The following is a 13,466-nucleotide window of genomic DNA, read 5'->3' as shown; positions in this document are numbered from 1 at the left end:
AGGGGAAATCTCAGGAAACGGTGGCTGCGGTGGGCGAGGAACGGGTGGCTGCCGCGGCGGCCGGCGCGGAGCCCTGCCCGCACGTGCGGGCCATGCCATAGGCGTCGTGCCAGGCCTGGATGAAGGCGACGGCCTTGCGGGCCACGTCGGCCGCGCTGTTGCCGGGGCGGTAGAGGGCCGAGCCCAGGCCGAAGCCGCTGGCGCCTGCCGCCGCATAGGGCGCGATGCTTTCCGGCGCGATGCCGCCGACGGGGGCCAGCGCCACGCTGGGCGGGATCACCGCGCGCCAGGCCTTGAGCACGGCGGGAGGAAGCGCTTCCGCGGGGAAGAGCTTGAGCAGGTTGGCGCCGGCGGCCAGCGCGGCATAGGCCTCGGTCAGCGTCGCCACCCCGGGGGCGCAGGCCAGGCCGGCCGCGCGCGCGGCGCGGATCACGGCCGGGTCGCTGTGCGGCATGACGATGATCTGCCCGCCGGCCTCGGCCACGTCGGCGCAGTCGTGCGTGGAAAGCACCGTGCCCGCGCCCACCACGCAGTCGGTGGGCAGGGCATCGCGCAGCGCGCGGATGCTGGCCAGGGGCTCGGGGGAGTTGAGCGGCACCTCGATGATGCGGAAGCCCGCGTCGTACAGGGCGTGGCCGATCGGCACGGCCTCATGGGGCTGGATGCCGCGCAGGATGGCGATGAGCCCGCAGCGCTGCAGGGCGTGGAACAGGGTGTGGTCGATGGTGGTCATGCTGCAAGGCTCTCCGCGGATGAGGGTTGGGGCGCTCCCCCGGCCGGCAGGCCGGCGGCCCGGGCGATCTGCCAGAGCCCGGTGGGCGTGGCCTGGGCGGCGATGGCGGGCTCGGCGAAGCCCTGCAGCCGCAGGGCCAGCGCGTAGCGGCGGCACAGGTCCGGCTCGCCGCAGAGCAGCGGCTGGACGGGGGCTGCGGTGCCGCCCGGCGGATGCACGCGGGCGAGGGCGGCGACCTCGTGGCCGATGAGCAGGCCCGAGAGGTAGTCGGCCTGGGCGCTGGCGGGCAGCACGCCCGTGAGCCCCAGGGTGCGGGTGCTGAAGATGTGCGAGAGCAGGCCCAGGCCGGCGTCGCTGCCGCCCGCCACCCGCAGGCCGCGCACGAAGGCATCCTCATCCGGCAAGGCGCCGTCCTGCGCGCCCGCCGGGGCCATGGTCCGTCCCAGGATGGTGTGGCCGCGCAGTGCGGCGAACACCTCGCCCGTCATGAAGGTGTGGAAGCCTGAAATGCCGCCGCGCTGCGCCACCACCCACTTGCTGTGGGAGCCGGGCAGGCCCACCAGCCAGGGGCCGGCGTCTTCGGCGGGCCGCAGTGCCAGTACGCCCAGTACCTGGGTCTCTTCGCCGCGCATCACGTTGGGCAGCTCGCCGGGCTGCAGCAGGCCGGGCACGATGTGCAGCGGCTGGCCGCCGGGGCGGTCCACCTGGGTCAGCCCGTGCGCCAGCGCGTCGAGCGAGGAGGGCGTGTGCAGGTAGCGCGCCTCGCGCCAGCCCTGGGCGCTGCCCACCATGCCGCAGGCCAGCAGCGGAAGGTGCGGCGCGGCAGCCAGCCAGTCGCCGCAGGCGTCCTGCAGGGCGCGCTCGAAGGCGGCATCCGTGCCGGCGCCTTCATCCTCGGGCGCAGGCGGCAGGTGCATGATGCCCCAGGGCCGGTGGCGCAGCTCCAGCACGCGGCCCCCGTCGCCCAGGCGGTAGGCGCGCAGCGAACTGGTGCCCCAGTCGAGCGCGACGAGGCGGGTGGCGGAAAGATCGGCGGCGTGGTCGTTCATGGCGGCAGCCGGCTCAGCGGGCCCAGCGCAGCACCAGCGGGTCGAGCCGGCGTGCGATGTCGATCAGGCCCCGGCGCACCTCGGGGTGCATGGGCGGGAAGGGGTGGCGGCCGGCTTCGCAGGCGATCACGCCGCCTTCCTTCATCAGCGCCTTGGCGGTGAGGATGCCGCCCTGGCGGTTCTCGTGGTTGATGAGCGGCAGCCAGCGCTGGTAGAGCGCGAAGGCCTGGTCCATGTCGCCCGCGCGGTGGGCCTCGATGATGGGGCGGATGCCGTCCGGGAAGGCGCCACCCGTCATCGCACCGGTGGCGCCCGCGTCCAGGTCGGCCAGCAGGGTGATGGCTTCTTCGCCGTCCCAGGGGCCCTCGATGGCGTCGCCGCCCAGGCGGATCAGCTCGCGCAGCTTGCTGGCGGCGCCGGGCGTCTCGATCTTGAAATAGGCCAGGTGCTCGATCTCCTGCGCCATGCGGGCGAGGAAGGGGGCGGACAGCACCGTGCCGCTGGCCGGGGCGTCCTGCACCATGATGGGAATGTCGATCGCGTCGGACACCCGGGCATAGAACGCGTGGATCTGCGCCTCGGGCACGCGGAAGGTGGCACCGTGGTAGGGCGGCATCACCATCACCATGGCGGCGCCCATGTCCTGCGCGGCGCGGCTGCGCTCGGCGCACACCCGGGTGCCGTAGTGGGTGGTGGTGACGATCACCGGCACCCGGCCCGCGACGTGCTCCAGCGACGTGCGCGTGAGGACTTCGCGCTCGGCGTCCGACAGCGAGAACTGCTCGGAGAAATTGGCCAGGATGCACAGGCCATCGACGCCGGCATCGATCATGAAATCCAGGCAGCGCTTCTGGCTCTCCAGATCGAGGCTGCCGTCCTCGTGGAACGTGGTCGGCACGACCGGGAAGATGCCGCGGTAGCGTGGATTTTGGGCAGAGTGTTTTGTAGGCATAAGGTCACGAAGTCATGTTGAAGTCAGGCCTGCTCGGCGCCTCGCTTGGAGCACAGCCCCGGCAACTGGCGCGGCCAAAGGCCAGGGCCGCCGCGCAAGGGCCGCCCCGCCGCGCCGGCTGCGTCCCCCTGCCCGCAACGCGCAGCGTTGCGAGAGCGGGGGGAAGGCGCATAGCGCCGCAGGGGGGTGTTCATCTCAACTTGCAGCAATGCGAGAGCGGGGGGAAGGCGCGCAGCGCCTCAGGGGGGTGTTCATGGTCAATGCGAGTGGCGGGGGACGGCCGCACCGCGGCACCCCACCAGGAAATCGAAATCGCAGCCCTCGTCGGCCTGCAGCACGTGATCGACGTAGAGGCGCTGGTACCCGCCGCGGCCGCCGTGGTCCGTGGCGGCCAGTTCGGCCAGGCGCGCGGCCAGTTCCTCGTCGCTGATGTCCAGGTGCAGGCGGCCCTGCTCGCAGTCCAGCTCGATGAAGTCGCCGTCGCGCACGGCGGCCAGGGGCCCGCCGGCCGCGGCCTCGGGCGCCACGTGCAGCACCACGGTGCCGTAGGCGGTACCGCTCATGCGCGCGTCGGAGATGCGGACCATGTCCTTCACGCCCTGCCGCAGCAGCTTCGGCGGCAGGCCCATGTTGCCCACCTCGGCCATGCCGGGGTAGCCCTTGGGGCCGCAGTTCTTCATGACCATCACGCAGCTCGCGTCGATGTCCAGGTTCTCATCGACGATGCGCTCCTTGTAGTGCTCCAGGTTCTCGAACACCACGGCGCGACCCCGGTGCCGGAGCAGTTCGGGTGTGGCGGCCGAAGGCTTGAGCACCGCGCCGCGCGGCGCCAGGTTGCCGCGCAGGATGCAGATGCCGCCGTCCGCGATCAGCGGCTTGTCCAGCGGGCGGATCACCTCGTCGTTGTAGAGGGGAGCTTCGCGCACGTTGTCCCAGAGGCTCTTGCCGTTGACTGTGAGCGCGTCGGGGTGGGGCAGCAGTCCGTTCTCGCCCAGGCGGCGCAGCACGGCGGGCAGGCCGCCCGCGTAGTAGAACTCTTCCATCAGGAAGCGGCCCGAGGGCTGCAGGTCCACCAGGGTGGGCGTGCCGCGGCCGATGCGGGTCCAGTCCTCCAGGTCGAGCTGCACGCCGATGCGGCCGGCGATCGCCTTCAGGTGGATGACGGCATTGGTCGATCCGCCGATGGCGGCGTTGGTGCGGATGGCGTTCTCGAAGGCTTCGCGCGTCAGGATCTTCGAGAGCGTGAGCCCTTCGTGCGCCATCTCGACGATGCGCCGGCCGGACATGTGCGCCAGCACGTAGCGGCGCGCGTCCACCGCCGGAATCGCCGCGTTGTGCGGCAGCGAGGTGCCCAGCGATTCGGCCATGCAGGCCATGGTGCTGGCCGTGCCCATGGTGTTGCAGGTGCCGGCCGAGCGCGACATGCCGCCTTCGGCCGCGAGGAACTGGTGCAGCTCGATCTCGCCCGCCTTCAGGGATTCGTGCAGCTGCCACACGGCCGTGCCCGAGCCGATGTCCTTGCCGGCCAGCTTGCCGTTGAGCATGGGCCCGCCCGTGACCACGATGGCCGGCACGTCGCAGCTGGCCGCGCCCATCAGCAGCGCGGGCGTGGTCTTGTCGCAGCCGGTGAGCAGCACAACGGCATCGATGGGGTTGCCGCGGATGGCTTCCTCCACGTCCATGCTGGCCAGGTTGCGCGTGAGCATGGCGGTGGGGCGCAGGTTGGATTCGCCGTTGGAGAACACCGGGAATTCGACCGGGAAGCCGCCGGCTTCGTAGATGCCGCGCTTGACGTGTTCGGCGATCTTGCGGAAGTGCGCGTTGCAGGGCGTGAGTTCGGACCAGGTGTTGCAGATGCCGATGATGGGGCGGCCGTCGAACTCATGGTCGGGGATGCCCTGGTTCTTCATCCAGCTGCGGTACATGAAGCCGTTCTTGTCGGCCGTGCCGAACCATTCGGTGGAGCGGAGTTTGCGCGGAGGAGTGGTCATCGTGGGAGCTCGGGAGGGATGCTGGAAACGGAAAGCGAAAAGGGGCGGTGGCGGGTTCAGCGGCGCCGGCCGGAGCGGCGCGTGAGCAGGCGCTGCAGCAGGCAGAAGACGAACAGCAGCACACCGACGGCGATGCGCGTCCACCACGAACTGAGCGTGCCGTCGAAGGAAATGAGCGTCTGGATGATTCCGAGCATCAGCACGCCGAAGAGCGTGCCGGCCACGTAGCCCACGCCGCCGGTGAGCAGCGTGCCGCCGATGACGACGGCGGCGATGGCGTCCAGCTCCATGCCCACGGCATGCAGGCCGTAGCCCGAGAGCATGTAGAAAGTGAAGACCACGCCGGCCAGGGCCGAGCAGAAGCCCGACAGGGTATAGACGCCCACCAGCGTGGAGCGCACCGGCAGGCCCATCAGCAGGGCCGAGTGCTCGCTGCCGCCCACGGCATAGACCGCGCGGCCGAACGGCGTGCAGTGCGCGATGAAGATGCCGGCCAGCACTACGGCGATGGCGATCAGCGCGCCCAGCGAGATGGAGGCGGTCTCGGTCAGCTGCAGGCGCCATTGCGCGAGTTCGGAATAGCCTTCGTGCGTGATGCTGATCGAGTCGATGCTGATGAGGTAGCACAGGCCCCGCGCGAGGAACATGCCGGCGAGCGTGACGATGAAGGGCTGCAGCCGGAAGCGCTCGATCAGGAAGCCCATGAACGCGCCGAAGCACGTGCCCATCAGCAGCACCACGGGCACGGCCGCTGCCGGGCTCCAGCCGTGGCGCTCCACCAGCGACGCGAACACCATGGTGGTCAGCGCGACCACGGCGCCCACCGACAGGTCGATGCCGCCCGAGAGGATGACGAAGGTCATGCCCACCGCGACGATGATGAGGAAGGCGTTGTCGATCAGCAGGTTGAGGAACACCTGGGCCGAGAAGAAGCCCGTGTAGCGCACCGAACCCAGCGTGGCCATGGCCACGAAGAGGGCGATGGTGGCGGCCAGGGGCAGGTACCGGGCGTTCAGGCGCGGGCCGCGCGCGCCGGGGGGCGTGGCCGTGGCCGGGGTCATGACGGCGCTCATGGCAGGGCCCTCCCGGCGGCGGGGCGGCGCGCGAGCAGGCCCGCCTGGGCGCGGAACTCGGGCGACTGCAGCAGCATGACGACGAACACCACCACCGCCTTCACCACGAGGTTCACCTCGGGCGGCACGCCCAGCGAATAGATGGCGTAGGTCAGCGTCTGGATGATGAGCGCGCCGATCACGCTGCCGCCTAAGCTGAAGCGCCCGCCCGTGAGCGCCGTGCCGCCGAGCGTGACGGCCAGGATGGCGTCCAGCTCCATCAGCTGGCCGGCGTTGTTGCCGTCCGCGCTCTTCACGTTGGAGCTGATGAGCAGGCCCGCGATGCCCGCGCACACCCCGCAGAACACGTAGGCCGCCAGGATGAGCCGCCCCGCCTGCACGCCGGCCACGCGCGCCGCCGTCGGGTTGACGCCCACGGCCTGGATGAAGAGCCCCAGCGCCGTGCGCGTGATGGCGAGGTAGAGCACCGCGAACACCGCCGCTGCCACGAAGAGCGAGAACGGCAGCCCGGCCAGGTAGCCCCCGCCCATGAAGAAGTAGGGCGTGTAGTAGATGGTGATGATCTGCCCGTCGGTGATGAGCTGGGCGATGCCCCGGCCCGCCACCATCAGGATCAGCGTGGCGATGATGGGCTGCATGCCCACCCGGGCCACCAGCACGCCGTTCCACACCCCGCACAGCAGCGCCACGCCCAGGGCACCCAGGATGGCGACCGGCAGCGGAAAGCGGCTCTCGGTGGCCGATACCGAACCACCGATCAGCCAGGCCGCCACGGCCGCGGCGATGGCCACCGTGGCGCCCACCGAGATGTCGATGCCGCGCGTGGCGATCACCATGGTCATGCCCAGCGACACCAGCACCAGGGGCGCGGCGCGGTTGAGGATGTCGATCAGGCTGCCGTAGAAGTGGCCGTCGCGCCATTCGATGTGCAGGAAGCCCGGGTTGAAGGCCGCGTTGATCGCCAGCAGGAGCAGCAGCGTGATCACCGGCCAGGCCAGGCGGTGGCGCAGCAGTGCGGCGGGGGCGAAGGGGGAAGGGCGCTGCTCAGGCATGCTCGTGATCTGCGATGAGTGCATAGATGGCGTCCTCGCTGCTGCCGGCGGGCAGTTCGCCCACCTTGTGGCGGTCGCGCAGCACCACGATGCGGTGGGCCACGCGCACCACCTCGCTCATTTCCGAGGAGATGAAGAGCACGGCCATGCCGGCCTGCGCGAGGCGCAGGATCTGGTCCATGATTTCCTGCTTGGCGGCCACGTCGATGCCGCGCGTGGGCTCGTCGAGGATCAGCAGGCGCGGCTCGGTCGCCAGCCAGCGCGCCAGGATGGCCTTCTGCTGGTTGCCGCCCGACAGCAGGCCGATGGGTGTTTCCACGCTGGCGGTCTTGATGCCCAGCAACTGCACGTAGCGTTCCGCCAGGGCGGTTTGCTCGGCGCGCGGCAGGAACCTGCCCACGCCCATGCGCGCCTGCAGCGCCAGGGCGATGTTCTCGCGCACCGAGAGCTCGGCCACGATGCCGTCGGTCTTGCGCTCTTCGGGGCACAGTGCCAGGCCCTGCCGGATGGCGTCCATGGGGTTGGAGAAGGCCACCGCGCGGCCGTCGATGCGCAGCATCCCGCGGTCGGGCTGCTCCAGCCCGAACAGCAGGCGCGCCAGTTCGGTGCGGCCCGCGCCCAGCAGGCCGGCCAGCCCGACCACTTCGCCGGGGCGGATCTGCAGGTCCAGCGGCTGCAGCTGCCCGGCCTGGCCCAGCCCCTCGGCCTGCAGCAGCGCGGGCGCCTGCGTGCCAGTGTTCTGCGGTGCCTGCGCGCGGGCGGCCTGCGCGGCCAGTTCGCGGCCCAGCATGGCGGCGATCAGCGCCTGCGGGCCCAGGTCCTTCGCCAGCCATTCGCCCACCCACGTGCCGTTGCGCAGCACGGTGATGCGGTCCGACACGGCATAGACCTGGTTCAGGAAGTGCGTCACGAAGACGATGGACAGGCCCTCGGCGCGCAGGCGGCGCAGCACCTCGAAGAGCTTCCTCACCTCGTCGTCGTCCAGGCTGGACGTGGGTTCGTCCAGGATCAGCACGCGTGCGTCGATGGACAGCGCCCTCGCGATCGCCACCAGCTGCTGCACCGCGACGGGGTAATCCGACAGCTGGCACGCCACGTCGATGTCCAGGCCGATGCGGGCGACCAGCTCGGCCGCGCGCCGGTGCATCCGTGCCCAGTCGATGCGCCAGCCCTGCGCCAGCCCGTGGCGCGGGTAGCGGCCCGCGAAGATGTTCTCGGCCACCGAGAGGTTGGGGCAGAGGTTGACCTCCTGGTACACCGTGCTGATGCCCAGGCGCTGGGCGGCCAGCGGCGAGTCGGGCCACGCCGGCCGGCCGGCCAGGCGCATCTCGCCGCCGCTGGCCTTGAGCACGCCCGTGAGCACCTTGATGAGGGTGGACTTGCCCGCGCCGTTCTGCCCCATCAGGGCATGGATCTCGCCGGGATAGAGGCGCAGCTGCACGTCCTGCAGCACCGGCACGCCGGAGAACTGCTTGCGGATGCCCGCCAGCTCCAGCACGGGCGCGGTGCCTGGTGCGGGAGTGATCGCGGGGGCTGGCGTGGGCGTGGTCATGGTGTCTGTGTTGCGGGGGACGGGCAGGGCGCTGGGCCGGGTCAGGGGGGTCAGGCCTTGTTCTTGTGATAGACATCGACCAGCACGGCGGCCAGCAGCACCACGCCCTTGATGACCTGCTGGTAGTCGATGCCGATGCCCAGGATGGACATGCCGTTGTTCATCACGCCCATGATGAAAGCGCCGATCACCGCTCCCATGACCTTGCCCACGCCGCCCGAGGCCGAGGCCCCGCCGATGAAGCAGGCCGCGATCACGTCCAGCTCGAAGCCCAGGCCCGCCTTGGGCGTGGCGGTGTTCAGCCGGGCCGCGAACACCAGGCCCGCGAGCGCCGCCAGCACGCCCATGTTCACGAAGGCGTAGAACGACAGGCGCTCGGTCTTGATGCCCGAGAGCTTGGCGGCCTTCTCGTTGCCGCCCATGGCGTAGATGCGGCGGCCGATGGTGGTGCGGCTGGCGACGAAGTCGAACAGCACGATCAGCAGCGCCATCACGATCAGCACGTTGGGCAGGCCCTTGTACGAGGCCAGCAGGTAGCTGAGGTACACGAGCAGCGCGGTGAACACCGCGTTGCGGGCGATGAAGAAGGCGGCGGGCTCCACCTGCACGCCGTGGCGCACGCGGTTGGCCCGGGCGCGGATGCCCGCCACCACCAGGGCGGCGGCCACGGCCGTGCCCAGCAGCAGCGAGGTCACTTTCAGACCCTGCATGCTGAACAGGTCGGGAATGAAGCCGGAACTCAGGCGCTGGAAGGATTCCGGGAAAGGCCCCACGGATTGCCCTGCCAGCAGCGCCAGCGCCAGGCCCTTGAAGACCAGCATGCCGGCCAGGGTGACGATGAAGGACGGGATGCGCGAGAAGGCGACGAACCAGCCCTGCAGTCCGCCGATGAGTCCGCCGCACACCAGGCAGACCAGCGTGGCGGGAACGAAATGCCACTGGTACTGCACCATGAGCACGGCCGCCAGCGCACCGATGAAGCCGCTGACCGATCCCACCGACAGGTCGATGTGGCCGGCCACGATCACCAGCAGCATGCCCAGCGCCATGATGACGATGTAGCTGTTCTGCAGCAGCAGGTTGGTGAGGTTGAGCGGCTCCATCAGGGTGCCGTCGGTCATGTACTGGAAGAAGCCCATGATGGCGACCAGCGTGATGAGCATGCCGTACTCGCGCAGGTGGTGGCGGGCGTGCTCCAGGGGCGAGCGGCCGGTGCGCGCGGGCTGGGCGGCGGAGGCGGCAGCGGGCGCAGCCGCGGTGGCGGAGGATTTGGGCGTGGAGGTCATGGAAGACATGTCAGTGGGCTTTCACGATGGCGCTCATGATCTTTTCCTGCGATGCCTGGGCCGTGGGCATCTCGGCGACGAAGCGGCCTTCGTTCATCACGTAGAGGCGGTCGGTGATGCCCAGCAGCTCTGGCATCTCCGAAGAGATCACGATCACGCACTTGCCTTCGGCGGCCAGCTGCGCGATGAGGGTGTAGATCTCGTACTTGGCACCCACGTCGATGCCGCGCGTGGGCTCGTCGAGGATGAGGACTTCGGGGCGGGTGAAGAGCCATTTGCCCAGCACCACCTTCTGCTGGTTGCCGCCCGAGAGGTTGAGCGTCTTCTGGTCCACGCCGGAGGAGCGGATGCGCAGCTGCTCGCGGAAGCCCTGGGCCACCGCGTGCTCGCGGCCGCTGTCGATCACGCCGGCCGAGGAGACGCCCTCCAGGTGGGCCAGCGAGATGTTGAACCGGATGTCCTCGTTCAGCACCAGGCCGTTGCCCTTGCGGTCTTCGGTGACGTAGGCCAGGCCGTGGCGCACGGCCTTCTCCACGGTGCCGACGTCGATGGGCTGCCCGTCCAGCAGCACTTCGCCGCTGATGCGCCGGCCCCAGGAGCGGCCGAAGAGGCTCATGGCCAGCTCGGTGCGGCCGGAACCCATCAAGCCGGCGATGCCGACTATTTCTCCGCGCCGCACCTGCAGGTCGATGCCCTTGAGGAAGGGCGCGTCGGGCCGCTGCGGGTGGTAGGCCTGCCAGCCGCGCACCTCGAAGGCCACCGGGCCGATGTCGGGCGTGCGCGGCGGATAGCGGTCCGCCATCTCGCGGCCGACCATGGCCTGGATCACGCGGTCCTCGCTGACGGGCGCTGCGCGGCAGTCCATGGTTTCCACCGTGCTGCCGTCGCGCAGCACCGTGACGGAGTCGGCCACGCGCGAAATCTCGTTGAGCTTGTGCGAGATCAGGATGCAGGTGATGCCCTGGCTTTTCAGTTCCAGCAGCAGGTCCAGCAGGGCCTGGCTGTCGTTCTCGTTCAGGCTGGCGGTGGGCTCGTCCAGGATCAGCAGGCGCACCTGGCGCGACAGCGCCTTGGCGATCTCCACCAGTTGCTGCTTGCCCACGCCCAGCTGGCCCACCAGGGCCTCGGGCGATTCCTGCAGGCCCACCTTGCGCAGCAGCGCCTGCGTCCTGTCGTGCGCCTCCATCCAGTCGATGACGCCGCGGCGGGCGGTCTCGTTGCCCAGGAAGATGTTCTCGGCGATGGAGAGCAGGGGCACCAGGGCCAGTTCCTGGTGGATGATGATGATGCCCAGGTGCTCGCTATCGCGGATGCCCGCGAAGCGGCGCTCCTCGCCGTCGAAGACGATCTCGCCGCTGTAGCTGCCGTGCGGATACACGCCGGACAGCACTTTCATCAGCGTGGACTTGCCCGCGCCGTTCTCACCCACGATGGCGTGGATCTCTCCGGCCTGCACGCGCAGGTCCACCCGGTCCAGGGCCACCACCCCGGGGAAGGTCTTGCGGATGTTCCGCATCTCTAGAAGCATGGTCTCGGCGTCCGTTGGCATCGCTGGCGTGCCCCCGCACCCGGTCTGCAAGACCCCGGGGCGCGGCACGTGGCACGGGAAGCGCGGCCCGCAGCGGGCCGCGCGCGGCGGATCACTTGATCTGCGATTCCTTGTAGTAGCCGCTGTCCACCAGCACCTTCTTCCAGTTCGACTGGTCCACCAGCACCGGCTTGAGCAGGTAGGAGGGCACGACCTTCACGCCGTTGTTGTAGGTCTTGGTGTCGTTGATCTCGGGCTGCTTGCCCGACAGCACCGCGTCCACCATGTCGGCCGCCACCTTGGCGAGCTCACGCGTGTCCTTGAACACGGTGGAGGTCTGCTCGCCCTTCAGGATGGACTTGACCGAAGGCACCTCGGCGTCCTGGCCGGTCACGATCGGGCAGGGCTGCTGGGCGGTGCAGTAGCCCACGCCCTTGAGCGACGAGAGGATGCCGATGGAGATGCCGTCGTACGGCGAGAGCACGGCGTCCACCTTCTCCTTGCCGTAGTAGGCCGAGAGCAGGTTGTCCATGCGGGCCTGGGCCGTGGCGCCGTCCCAGCGCAGGGTGCCGACCTTGTTCATCCCGGTCTGCTTGCTGCGCACCACCAGCTTGCCGCTGTCGATGTAGGGCTGCAGCACGCTCATCGCGCCGTCGTAGAAGAAGAAGGCGTTGTTGTCGTCGGGCGAGCCGCCGAAGAGCTCGATATTGAAGGGGCCCTTGCCCTGCTTCAGGCCCAGCTTGTCCACGATGGACTGCGCCTGCAGCACGCCGACCTGGAAGTTGTCGAAGGTGGCGTAGTAATCGACGTTCTTCGAGCCCTTGATGAGGCGGTCGTAGGCGATGACCTTCACGCCCTTGTCCGCCGCGCTCTGCAGCACGCGCGAGAGCGTGGTGCCGTCGATGGAGGCTATAACGAGCACCTTCGCGCCCTTGGTCACCATGTTCTCGATCTGGGCGAGCTGGTTGGGGATGTCGTCTTCCGCGTACTGCAGATCGGTCTTGTAGCCGCGCTCCTTGAGCACCTTGGCCATGTTGTCGCCGTCCGCGATCCAGCGGGCCGAGGACTTGGTGGGCATGGAAATGCCGATGCTGCCCTTGTCCGCGGCATGCGCCAGCGGCAGGGAGCCGAGGGCGGCGAGTGCGAGGGCGGCGGCGGTGGTTTTCAGAAAAGTGCGCTTCACGGGAGTCTCCTGGTTGTTATCGGTGTGCGAGAGGGGTTGGGATTCAGTACTTGCGCTTGGGGAATTCCTGGGCGGCGGTTTCCATGGGGAAGATGCCTTCCTCGGTCACGATGCGCTTGGGCACCGTCTTGCCGGCCTTGATGTCCTTGACCGCGGCCATCAGCTGCGGGCCCAGCAGGGGGCTGCATTCCACGGTCACGTTGAGCTTGCCGGCCATCATGGCCTCGAAGGCGCCCTTCACGGCATCGATGGAGATGATGGTGATGTCCTTGCCGGGCTTCATGCCGGCTTCCTCGATGGCCTGGATCGCGCCGATGGCCATGTCGTCGTTGTGCGCGTAGAGCACGTTGATCTTCTTGCCCTCGGCCTTCAGGAAGGCTTCCATCACTTCCTTGCCCTTGGCGCGGGTGAAGTCGCCGGTCTGCGAGCGGATGATCTTGAATTTCGGGTCGGCCTTGACGACTTCCTCGAAGCCCTTCTTGCGGTCGATGGCCGGGGCCGAGCCCACGGTTCCCTGCAGCTCGACGATGTTCACGTCGCCCTTGCTGTCCTTCATCTTCTCGACCAGCCAGCGGCCGGCCTTGCGGCCTTCTTCCACGAAGTCCGAGCCCATGAAGGTGACGTAGAGGGACGTGTCCTTGGTGTTGACGGCGCGGTCGGTGAGCACCACCGGGATCTTCGCGGCCTTGGCCTCGCGCAGCACCGGCTCCCAGCCCGACTCCACGACGGGCGAGAACGCGATCACGTCCACGCGCTGGGCGATGAAGGAGCGGATGGCCTTGATCTGGTTTTCCTGCTTCTGCTGCGCGTCGGAGAACTTCAGCTCGATCCCGGCGTCCTTGGCCGCCGACTTGATCGATTCGGTGTTCGCGGTGCGCCACTCGCTCTCCGCGCCGACCTGGCTGAAGCCCAGCACGATGGGCTTTTGCGCCCAGGCGGCCGCGGGCAGCAGGGCGGCCACGGGTGCGCAGGCCAGGGCCGCGGCCAGCGTGCGTCGGGTCAGTTTCGTCATCGTTGTCTCCTGTCTTTATGGTGATGTGATGAGGGAAGGGGGAAAGGAGGAAGGG

11 protein-coding genes are annotated in these 13,466 nt (G+C 69.3%); all 11 read right to left on the bottom strand.

The genetic code is table 11. The annotated features are described in order from the left end of the window. Nucleotides 1-10 precede the first annotated feature (10 nt). Nucleotides 11-733: a 2-dehydro-3-deoxy-6-phosphogalactonate aldolase gene (locus T336_RS25250; protein ID WP_051647245.1), complete on the bottom strand. Its 723-nt coding sequence runs from the start codon at nucleotides 731-733 to the stop codon at nucleotides 11-13. Further along, on the bottom strand, nucleotides 730-1,782 hold the full coding sequence (locus tag T336_RS0115570; RefSeq protein WP_026433252.1) for a 2-dehydro-3-deoxygalactonokinase: 1,053 nt from the start codon (nucleotides 1,780-1,782) through the stop codon (nucleotides 730-732). Before T336_RS0115570 ends, T336_RS25250 begins: the two co-directional genes overlap by 4 nt. A 13-nt stretch (nucleotides 1,783-1,795) precedes the next feature. Then, nucleotides 1,796-2,734, bottom strand: coding sequence for a dihydrodipicolinate synthase family protein (locus T336_RS0115565; RefSeq protein ID WP_026433251.1), 939 nt, complete (start codon nucleotides 2,732-2,734; stop codon nucleotides 1,796-1,798). A gap of 257 nt (nucleotides 2,735-2,991) precedes the next feature. After that, nucleotides 2,992-4,725, bottom strand: a complete 1,734-nt coding sequence (locus T336_RS0115560; protein WP_026433250.1) for an IlvD/Edd family dehydratase — start codon at nucleotides 4,723-4,725, stop codon at nucleotides 2,992-2,994. A 56-nt stretch (nucleotides 4,726-4,781) separates the two neighbouring features. Further along, complete coding sequence (gene yjfF / locus T336_RS0115555; protein WP_019701205.1) at nucleotides 4,782-5,798, bottom strand: galactofuranose ABC transporter, permease protein YjfF; 1,017 nt, start codon at nucleotides 5,796-5,798, stop codon at nucleotides 4,782-4,784. Then, nucleotides 5,795-6,850, bottom strand: coding sequence for an ABC transporter permease (locus T336_RS0115550; protein ID WP_026433249.1), 1,056 nt, complete (start codon nucleotides 6,848-6,850; stop codon nucleotides 5,795-5,797). Before T336_RS0115550 ends, yjfF begins: the two co-directional genes overlap by 4 nt. Continuing rightward, nucleotides 6,843-8,402 (bottom strand): sugar ABC transporter ATP-binding protein, encoded by a 1,560-nt coding sequence (locus T336_RS0115545; RefSeq protein ID WP_051647243.1) that lies wholly within the window; start codon nucleotides 8,400-8,402, stop codon nucleotides 6,843-6,845. The genes T336_RS0115550 and T336_RS0115545 overlap by 8 nt, the downstream gene beginning before the upstream one ends. 50 nt (nucleotides 8,403-8,452) lie before the next feature. Continuing rightward, entirely contained in the window at nucleotides 8,453-9,697 is a 1,245-nt protein-coding gene (gene mmsB / locus T336_RS0115540; RefSeq protein WP_026433247.1) for a multiple monosaccharide ABC transporter permease, read from the bottom strand. A 1-nt stretch (nucleotide 9,698) separates the two neighbouring features. Further along, entirely contained in the window at nucleotides 9,699-11,216 is a 1,518-nt protein-coding gene (gene mmsA / locus T336_RS0115535) for a multiple monosaccharide ABC transporter ATP-binding protein (RefSeq protein ID WP_026433246.1), read from the bottom strand. 112 nt (nucleotides 11,217-11,328) lie between these two features. Further along, the gene (gene chvE / locus T336_RS0115530; protein ID WP_026433245.1) at nucleotides 11,329-12,399 is read right to left on the bottom strand and encodes a multiple monosaccharide ABC transporter substrate-binding protein; all 1,071 of its coding nucleotides are present in this window, start codon (nucleotides 12,397-12,399) and stop codon (nucleotides 11,329-11,331) included. 43 nt (nucleotides 12,400-12,442) lie between these two features. Further along, complete coding sequence (locus T336_RS0115525; RefSeq protein ID WP_026433244.1) at nucleotides 12,443-13,411, bottom strand: ABC transporter substrate-binding protein; 969 nt, start codon at nucleotides 13,409-13,411, stop codon at nucleotides 12,443-12,445. Nucleotides 13,412-13,466: the final 55 nt, after the last annotated feature.

The sequence above is a fragment of the Paracidovorax oryzae ATCC 19882 genome (genome assembly GCF_000687165.1).
In the GTDB taxonomy this organism is placed as follows: domain Bacteria; phylum Pseudomonadota; class Gammaproteobacteria; order Burkholderiales; family Burkholderiaceae_C; genus Paracidovorax; species Paracidovorax oryzae.
This window is presented reverse-complemented; position numbering and strand designations above follow the sequence as displayed.